At 68.9% G+C, this 8,575-nt stretch carries 9 protein-coding genes; all 9 read left to right on the top strand.

What is annotated here, in order from left to right; translation table 11 throughout:
- The coding region (locus BM085_RS42375; protein WP_177245564.1) for a membrane dipeptidase at window positions 1-345 on the top strand (345 nt) is incomplete at its 5' end.
- 2 nt (window positions 346-347) lie between these two features.
- A complete protein-coding gene (locus BM085_RS42370) occupies window positions 348-1,970 on the top strand; it encodes an ABC transporter substrate-binding protein (protein WP_245790020.1) in 1,623 nt (540 codons plus the stop codon).
- Window positions 1,971-2,002: 32 nt separating this feature from the next.
- A complete protein-coding gene (locus BM085_RS42365) occupies window positions 2,003-2,956 on the top strand; it encodes an ABC transporter permease (protein WP_093892359.1) in 954 nt (317 codons plus the stop codon).
- Window positions 2,953-3,861, top strand: coding sequence for an ABC transporter permease (locus BM085_RS42360; protein WP_093892358.1), 909 nt, complete (start codon window positions 2,953-2,955; stop codon window positions 3,859-3,861). The genes BM085_RS42365 and BM085_RS42360 overlap by 4 nt, the downstream gene beginning before the upstream one ends.
- A 3-nt stretch (window positions 3,862-3,864) precedes the next feature.
- Window positions 3,865-5,040, top strand: coding sequence for a M24 family metallopeptidase (locus BM085_RS42355; protein ID WP_093892357.1), 1,176 nt, complete (start codon window positions 3,865-3,867; stop codon window positions 5,038-5,040).
- Window positions 5,037-5,933, top strand: a complete 897-nt coding sequence (locus BM085_RS42350) for an alpha/beta fold hydrolase (RefSeq protein WP_093892356.1) — start codon at window positions 5,037-5,039, stop codon at window positions 5,931-5,933. The genes BM085_RS42355 and BM085_RS42350 overlap by 4 nt, the downstream gene beginning before the upstream one ends.
- Window positions 5,930-6,919 carry an ABC transporter ATP-binding protein gene (locus BM085_RS42345; protein ID WP_093892355.1) on the top strand — a complete coding sequence of 330 codons (990 nt, stop codon included), beginning with the start codon at window positions 5,930-5,932 and terminating at the stop codon, window positions 6,917-6,919. Before BM085_RS42350 ends, BM085_RS42345 begins: the two co-directional genes overlap by 4 nt.
- Window positions 6,906-7,922, top strand: a complete 1,017-nt coding sequence (locus BM085_RS42340) for an ABC transporter ATP-binding protein (protein ID WP_093892354.1) — start codon at window positions 6,906-6,908, stop codon at window positions 7,920-7,922. Before BM085_RS42345 ends, BM085_RS42340 begins: the two co-directional genes overlap by 14 nt.
- Before the next feature lie 65 nt (window positions 7,923-7,987).
- A partial coding sequence (locus BM085_RS42335; RefSeq protein WP_177245563.1) for a membrane dipeptidase occupies window positions 7,988-8,575 on the top strand: 588 nt, incomplete at its 3' end.

Raw genomic sequence — 8,575 nt, 5'->3', positions numbered from 1 at the left:
CACACGACGCTGTCGGAGGAGCATCGCGAGCATTCGCTGGAGTCGGTGATGGACCACTTCACCTACTGCGTGGACCTGGTGGGCATCGACCACGTGGCCTTCGGCCCCGACACCAACTTCGGCGACCACGTGGGGCTGCACGACTCCTTCACCGGGCACCTCTCGATCGGCCAGGCCCACGGACACGTCGAGCACCCGCGCGTGCCGTATGTGGCCGGCATGGAGAACCCGGCGGAGAACTTCACCAACATCGTCGGCTGGCTCGTCAAGCACGGCTATGGCGACGACGACATCAGCAAGGTCATCGGCGGGAACATCCTGCGCGTACTCAAGGAAGTCTGGTGAACATGCGTACCCTCGGACGCTGGTCCGGCGCCGTCACGGCCGTCGTGACCGCGCTGACGCTCACGTCGTGCGGCCTCAACGAGGGCCAGGACGCCTCGAAGCCGGCCGGTGGCGACAGCTCCACCACGCTGCGCATCGGCACCACCACCGACGTCGCGAACTTCAACCCGCTGCAGTCGCTGAGCAAGACCGACAACTGGATTCTCAACGCGATGTACCCGCACCTGCTGCGGATCGACGGGGACGCCAAGAAGGTCCCCGAGCTCGCCAGCAAGTACACCCACGAAGACGGCGGCAAGTCGGTCGTCTTCACCCTGCGCGACGACTTCGTGTGGAGTGACGGCACCCCGGTGACGTCGGCCGACGTGAAGTACTCGGCCGAGACGATCATGAAGAACAAGCTCGGGAACGTGGCCGCGAAGCTCACCTGGGTCGAGGGCATCGAGGCGCCCGACGCCACCACAGTGGTCTTCAAGCTCAGCCGGCCCTACGCGCCGTTCGCCGAAGGCGTGGGCTTCTGGATGTCCATCGTCCCCAAGCACATCTTCGAGAAGGCCGGCGACATCACCAAGTTTGCCAACAACTCCGACTGGGTCGGCGCGGGCGCCTACATCTTGAAGAGCGCCACGCCCGGTCAGCGCTACGTGATGACGCGCAACGACAAGTACCCCTACGCGCCCGCGGGCGGCGCGGCCGTCGACACCGTCGAGTACCGGCTGTATCCGGACGTCAACACCATGCAGCTCGCGCTGCGCAACGGCGACATCGACCTGATGGGCACGCCGGTGCCGGCCTCGGCCATCGCCTCGTTCAGCGGCGACGAGAAGATCAAGCTGCAGGAGGTCGGCTCGCTGGGCTTTGCCCACATCACCTACAACGTCACCAACGAGCACCTGGCCCGGCCGAAGGTCCGGCAGGCGCTGTCAATGGTCGTCGACACCAAGTCGATCATCTCGACGGTGCTGCAGGGCGAGGGCTCACCGATGACCGGCCCGATCTCACCGATCTTCGCGGAGTACGACAACGCCGAGCTCCAGCCGTACCCGTTCGACCCGGCCGCCGCGCGCAAGCTGCTCGAAGAGGACGGATACGCGGACAAGAACGGCGACGGGAAGCTCGACGGCCTGTCCTTTGAGATGGTCTGTGACCAGAGCAACCCGAACCTGACCCGGGTCGCCCAGGTGGTGCGGGAGGACGCGGCCAAGGCCGGCGTCGAACTCGTCGCGTCGTGTGTCGAGCGGAACACATTCCTCAGCAGGACCAAGAGTGGCGACTACGACCTCGACGTCTCGCAGTGGGCCGTCTTCGACAACCCGATGGACCAGCTCCGCAGCACCTACCTGTCGAGCAACCCGGGCGGCATCAACTACAACCTGGTCAAGGACCCGAAGCTCGACAAGCTCATCGACGAGGCCGCCGTCACGACCGACCACGACAAGTTCGCGGGGAAGATCAAGGACCTTGACGCCTACGTGCACGAGCAGGCGCTGCTGACGCCGCTCTATGTCGAGAAGATCCAGTTCGCCTACAACGCCGGCAAGTTCACCGGCTTCCAGCCCTCGCCCAGCGATCTGCTCGGCATGGTGACCGGCTACTCGCTGTCGCAGGTCCGACCCGTCGGCTGAGGCGAGGAAAGGAAAGGAGGCGGGGTCACCCCATGGCTGAATTCATCGCCAGAAGGGCGATGCGCGCGATCCTGACCATCTGGATCGCGGTCACCGTAACGTTTTTCCTGCTCCGGTTGCTGCCGGGTGATCCCACCCTCCTGGTCGTCGAGGGGGACATGACCCCCGAGATGCAGCAGGCGCTGCGGGAGCAGTACGGGCTGGACAAGCCCATGCTCACGCAGTATTGGCTGTATCTGACCGAGTTGGCGCGGGGGAACCTCGGCACGTCGTTCAGGCAGCTCCAGCCGGTCACCGACATCATCGTGTCGCGGTTGCCGTGGACGGCACTCCTGGCCGGCTCGGCGTTCGTGCTGACCATCGTGCTCGGCATCCCGCTCGGGGTGTACGCGGCCGCCCATCGCGGCAAGCGCGTCGACCGGGTCGTCCAGATGTTCGGGATCACCGGGCACGCGCTGTTCGTCCCGAGCATCGGCATCCTGCTGCTCGTGGTCGCGGGCTCGTGGCTCGGCTGGTTCCCGATCGGCGGCGCGATCGACCCCGACACCCGGGGTGCCGACGCGTACGTCAGTCTGCTCCACCATCTCGCGCTGCCCCTGCTGAGCCTCGTGGTCGTGCAGCTCGGGCCGTACGCACTCACGCTGCGCACCAACATGCTCGAGGTCCTCGGCGAGGACTACATCAAAAGCGCCCGAGGCCGTGGCCTGTCGCCGCAGCGCACCCTGTGGCGGCACGCGTTGCGCAACGCGTTCCTCCCGGCGCTGACGCTGATGGGTCTTCAGCTCGGCACCCTGGTCGGCGGGGCGGTGCTCACCGAGACCGTGTTCGCCTACCCCGGCGTCGGACGGCTGATCTACGAGGCCGTCGGCCAACTCGACTATCCACTGCTGCAGGGAGCGTTCATCATGCTCGCGATCACCGTGGTCGTCGCGAACCTGATCACCGACGTGATCAGCATGCTGCTCAACCCGAGGATCCGCGCATGAGCGCCATGATGCCTCCCGACACGGGCCCCGCCGGTGCCGTCGCGGTGGACGAGCCGGCGGCGAGCACCCCGCCGTCGGCGATGAAGAGCCTCCGGCGATTCCTGGCCAAGCCCAGCGGCGCGCTGTCGATCTCGATGCTGCTGGTGTTCCTGGTGACCGGCCTGCTCGGCCCGCTCCTCGTGGACCGGCCAGGTGGGCTCGGTTCCGAGATCCTGCGGTCGCCGTCGGTCGCGCACTGGTTCGGCACCGACGATCTCGGCCAGGACGTGTTCGCCCAGGTGGTGTGGGGGACTCGGGTCAGTCTGACGGTGGCGGTCGCGGCGTCGGCGATCGCGATCGTCATCGGTACGGCCCTCGGCCTGCTCGGCGCCTACTCCAGGCGGGCCGATGCCTGGGTCACCACGGTGACCGACCTGATGCTGTCGCTCCCCCTGCTGCCGCTCATGATCATGGTGACCGCGCTGGTCGGCCCGAGCGTCACGACGCTGACGTTCGTCATCGGGCTGTTCTCCTGGCCCGAGGTCACGCGGCTGATCCGGTCGAACGGCCTGGTCGTGGTGTCCATGCCGTACATCGACGGCGCCCGTGCGCTCGGCGCGACGGGCTGGCGGATCGTCACCCGTGAGGTACTGCCCGCCGTGGTGCCGCTGATCGTGGTGAGCGTGCTGCTCACCGCGGCCAGAGCGGTGATCTCCGAAGCGGGGCTGAGCTTCCTGGGGCTCGGCGACCCCGACTCCTGGTCGTGGGGACGGATCATCCTCAACGCCCAGCGCAGTGGCGTGATCTCCACCGCGTGGTGGCAGACGCTGTTCCCGTCACTGGCGATCCTGCTGCTCGTGCTCTCGGCGACGGTCGCCGGCGTGCGGTTCAACGACTCACGCGACCCTCGGCTGAAGGACCGGTGACCTATGCGCCTTTCTCCCGACTACTACGCGGACGTCCATTCCTCCCTCAGGGACGCCCTGGACCAGGACGGTCTGGACGGATTCCTGGCCACGGCGCCGAGTGACGTCGCCTACCTCGCCGGGTTCTTCTACGCCGTCACCGAACGGCCGGTCTATCTCTGGTTCCCCCGTGACGGCCGGCCCCTGTGCGTGGTGCCGAAGCTCGATGAGGAGTACGCGGCGCTGCAGCGCATTGAGGCCGACGTCGTCACCTACGCCGAGTTTCCCGGCGTCGATCCGGCCGAGGCCGTACTCGCGCGTGAGATCGGGCGTGCGGGCCGGCCCGCGGCCCGGATCGGCATCTCGGGCGGGCTCAGCCTCGCCGGCCACCGGGCGCTGACCGAGGCGTTGGGCTCAGCCGGACTCCGTACCAGTTCGGTGGTGTCGAACCTGCGGCTCACCAAGCATCCGGAGGAGCTCGCCTGGCACCGCCAGGCGGCCGGGATTTGCGACGAGATGCTCGCGGCGGGCCGGGCCCTCATCGAGGACGCGCTCCGCGCGGGGCGCCCGCTGCCGAGCGAGGGCGATCTCGCGCGGCACGTCATCGGGTACGGCTCCGACGCGATGTACCAGCGCTACGACCATGTCATCTACACGACGAAGCTGGCCGGCGGCCTGGTGCACGCCGGCCCGAACTCCGCGAACCCGCACGGACTGCCCAGCAGGCGCAGGCTGGAGATCGGCGACACCGTCATCCTCTCCCTGGGCGCCGCCGTCGGCAGCCGCTTCGTCGAGAGCGAGCGGACCTTCGTCATCGGCGAACCCAGCGCCGACCAGCGGCGCTACTTCGCCGTCGCGGCGGAGGCCCAGGAGGTCGGCACGGCGGGCCTGCGCGCCGGCCGTACCTGCGCGGAGGTCAACCGCGAGTGTCTCGACGTCATCAGAGGACACGGGCTCGGCGAGCATATCCGGCACCGCCAAGGGCACGGCATCGGCGTCCAGCAGCACGAGCCGCCATGGGTGGAGGACGGCGACGACACGGTGCTCCGGGCCGGAATGCTGCTCTCCAGCGAGCCGGGCGTGTACGTGCCGGGCCACGGCGGCTACCGCATCTCCGACACCGTGCTGGTCACCGACGCGGGACCTGAACGGTTGACCAGCTATCCGCGCGGCCTCGAAGAGAACGTGATCGCGCCATGACGACGAGCCGGAAACAGACCGAGGAGGACACGGTGTTCGTGGAGATCAACGGCAACCCCCTGGCCGTGGAGGTCATGGGGCCCGAGAACGCGCCGGCGATGATCGTGCACCACGGCGCTCCCGGGCTGGGCAGCCGTGCCGAGCCGCGCCGGTCGTTCGGGCCGTTCTCCGACCGGCTCCGCGTCGTCGTCTTCGACGCCCGCGGGTCCGGTGAGTCCGGTGACGCGGGGCCCTTCAGCCACGCCCAGTGGGTCGCCGACGTCGAGGCGATCCGCCAGCACTTCGATCTCGGCCGGATCGTCATGGCGGGCGGGTCCTACGGCGGCTTCATCGCGATGGAGTACGCCCTGGCCCACCCGGAGAACGTCGCCGCGCTCGTCCTGCGGGACACCGCGGCCAACACCGACTACGACCACCTCGCGGTCGAGCGGGCCCGGACGACGGATCGGGTGCGGATCCCCGAATGGGTCATCGAGCGCATCGGCACCGGCCGGTTCACCGGCAACGAGGAGTTCAGGGAGTACTGGCGGGCCATCCTGCCCCTCTACGACCACGACTACGATCCCGAGGCGGTCGAGCGGCGGGTCGCGCAGACGTCCTACCACTACGCGACCCACAACGAGGCGTTCGGCGTCAACATGCCGGCCTACGACCTCACCCCGCGGCTGCACGAGATCACCTGCCCGACGCTCGTGACCGTGGGACGACACGACTGGCGCACGCCGGTGCAGGCCTCCCAGGCGATCGCCGACCTGGTCCCCGGCGGGGAGCTGGTGGTGTTCGAGAAGTCCGGTCACTCGCCCCAACTGGAGGAGCCGGAGCTCTTCCAGCAGGTGGTGCGCGACTTCCTGACCAGGGCGGGCGTGCTCGACCCTCGGGCAGGCAGGCCGTGAACGCGCCCATCCTGCGGGTGGACGACCTCAGCGTGGAGTTCGCCACCCGCGAGGGGGCGGTCCGCGCGGTACGCAACGTCGGTCTTGAGGTCTTCGCCGGCCGTACGCTCGCGCTCCTCGGCGAATCGGGATCGGGCAAGTCGGTGACGGCCCAGGCGATCATGGGCCTGCTGGACACGCCGCCGGCGAGCATCACCTCCGGAAGCATCATGTTCGAGGGCACCGACCTGGTGACCGCGGTCGAGCGGGTCCGCCGGCAGGTCAACGGCGAGGGCGTCGCCATGGTCTTCCAGGACGCGCTGTCCGCGCTCAACCCCGTCTACACCGTGGGCCATCAGATCAGTGAGCTGCTGCGGGTCCGGCGGAAGATGTCCCGTTCCGCCGCGCGCGCCCGGGCCGTCGAACTGATGGAGCGGGTGCGGATCCCCGCCGCGGCACGTCGCGTCGACGACTATCCGCACCAGTTCTCGGGCGGTATGCGCCAGCGGATCATGATCGCCCTGGCGGTCGCGCTCAACCCGCGCGTGCTCATCGCGGACGAGCCCACCACAGCCCTGGACGTCACGGTGCAGGCGCAGATCATGGAGCTGCTGACCGAGCTCCAGCGCGAGAACGGGATGGGGATGGTGCTCATCACCCATGATCTCGGGGTGGTCGCCGAGGTGGCCGACGACGTGACCGTGATGTACGCGGGCCGGATCGTCGAACGCGGTTCCGTGGAGGAGCTCTTCGAGCACGCGGCCCACCCGTACACCCGGGGGCTGCTGCGCTCGATGCCGCGGACGGACCGGGAGGACGACGAGCTGTGGGCCATCCCCGGCGCGCCGCCGAGCCCGGTGCTGACGCCGAAGGGGTGTGCGTTCCATCCGCGCTGCGACATCGCGATCGACCTGTGCCGGTCCGAGCAGCCCGGGCTTGAGGTGATCGCGGCAGGCCGCACCAGCGCCTGCCATCTGCGCGCGGAGGTGTTCGATGGGCGAGCGTGAGATCGTGCTCGAGGTTGATTCCCTGGTCAGGCACTTCCCGGTGGGGGGCGGGCTGTTGAGCCGGCGCCGCGGTGCCGTACAGGCCGTCGACGGCGTGTCGTTCACCCTCGGGCGTGGCGAGACCCTCGGCGTCGTCGGCGAGTCGGGATGCGGCAAGTCGACGCTGGCCCGCACGATCGTCGGCCTGGACAGCCCGACGTCGGGGCACGTGCGCTACCGCGGCGTGGACGTCCACGCCGCGTCGGGCCGCGAGCTGCGGGCGATGCGGCGCAGCGTCCAGATCGTGTTGCAGGACCCCTATACGTCGCTGAACCCCAGGAAGACCGTCCGCGACCTGCTCACGCAACCGTTCGAGATCCACCCGGACGTGCTGCCCCGGGACCGGCGGCTGAGCCGGGTGAAGGAACTCCTCGACGTGGTCGGGCTCAACCCGGACCATCTCGACAGGTACCCGTTCCAGTTCTCCGGCGGGCAGCGCCAGCGCATCGGGATCGCCCGCGCGCTCGCCCTGGAGCCGGAGGTCGTGGTCTGTGACGAGCCGGTCTCCGCGCTGGACGTCTCCGTGCAGGCGCAGGTCGTCAACCTGTTGCGGCGGCTGCAGCGGGAACTGGGCCTGTCCTACGTGTTCATCGCGCACGACCTGTCGGTGGTGCGGCACATCTCCGATCGGGTGGCGGTGATGTATCTGGGCAAGGTCGTGGAACTCGGCGATCGCCGGGAGGTGTACGAGCGTCCCCAGCACCCGTACACCCGGGCGCTGCTCGAAGCGGTGCCCGTTCCCGAGCCGCGGGGCCGGGCCTCGCGCGCCCGGACCCTGCTGGCCGGCGACCCGCCGAGTCCGGTCGACCCGCCGTCAGGGTGCCGGTTCCGCACGCGCTGCCCGAAGGCTCAGAGCGTGTGCGCCGAGACCGAGCCCGTGCTGCGGATCGGGTCCACGCCGGCCGCCGAGGTCGCCTGTCACTTCCCCGAGCAGACCCCACTGGCCCGCCTCGGCGGGGCATGACCGACCGTCACCGGTGCCCGGACCTGGGCCGCCACGACATCAATACATCTGGAGGATTCACCACCATGCAGTCACCATCCGCCTCTTACCGCGGTCACCAGGCCTACGGCTATCTCGAGCCGGGCGTCGACTACGCCGACTTCGAGTTGGCCGAGCAGATCGGCCGAGTGCCCGCCTACGACGGTGGGGTGTCGGCCGAGCAGTCCGCACGGGTCAGCCGGATCATGGCCGAGCACATCGTGATCTCACTGCACGAGCACGCGGTGGTCCTGCCCAAGGACGTCGGTGAACTGCGCCGATACAACCGCACCGGCCGGCAGCGTACGGGCTACGAAGGTCTGTCGCGTTCGGGCATGACGGCCGTTTTCGACAACTTCATGGCCGGGGCGTCGTGCGTCACCAGCGAGAACGGCTGGAAGTGGAACGACATGATCTATGCCCTCGGCCTGCGGCTCGCGGACATCGCCAAGCAGGACTACGTGGTCCACGCGCTGACGGTCGACGACATCAGGGCGGCCAAGCGCGACGGCCGGATGGCGCTGGTGGCCGGGCTGGAGTCGGCGACGATGATCGAGAATGAGCTCGATCGTCTGGACATCCTGTATGGCTTCGGGGTCCGGCAGATCGGTGTCGCGTATTCGCAGGCCAATCAG

It is taken from the genome of Streptosporangium canum (genome assembly GCF_900113865.1).
In the GTDB taxonomy this organism is placed as follows: domain Bacteria; phylum Actinomycetota; class Actinomycetes; order Streptosporangiales; family Streptosporangiaceae; genus Streptosporangium; species Streptosporangium canum.
The sequence above is the reverse complement of the archived record's forward strand: the minus strand, read 5'-3'. Positions and strand labels throughout refer to the sequence as shown.

Coding starts and splice junctions, on each gene's coding strand:
- BM085_RS42370 (WP_245790020.1), top strand. CDS start 348: ATGCGTACCCTCGGACGCTGGTCCGGCGCCGTCACGGCCGTCGTGACC.
- BM085_RS42365 (WP_093892359.1), top strand. CDS start 2,003: ATGGCTGAATTCATCGCCAGAAGGGCGATGCGCGCGATCCTGACCATC.
- BM085_RS42360 (WP_093892358.1), top strand. CDS start 2,953: ATGAGCGCCATGATGCCTCCCGACACGGGCCCCGCCGGTGCCGTCGCG.
- BM085_RS42355 (WP_093892357.1), top strand. CDS start 3,865: ATGCGCCTTTCTCCCGACTACTACGCGGACGTCCATTCCTCCCTCAGG.
- BM085_RS42350 (WP_093892356.1), top strand. CDS start 5,037: ATGACGACGAGCCGGAAACAGACCGAGGAGGACACGGTGTTCGTGGAG.
- BM085_RS42340 (WP_093892354.1), top strand. CDS start 6,906: ATGGGCGAGCGTGAGATCGTGCTCGAGGTTGATTCCCTGGTCAGGCAC.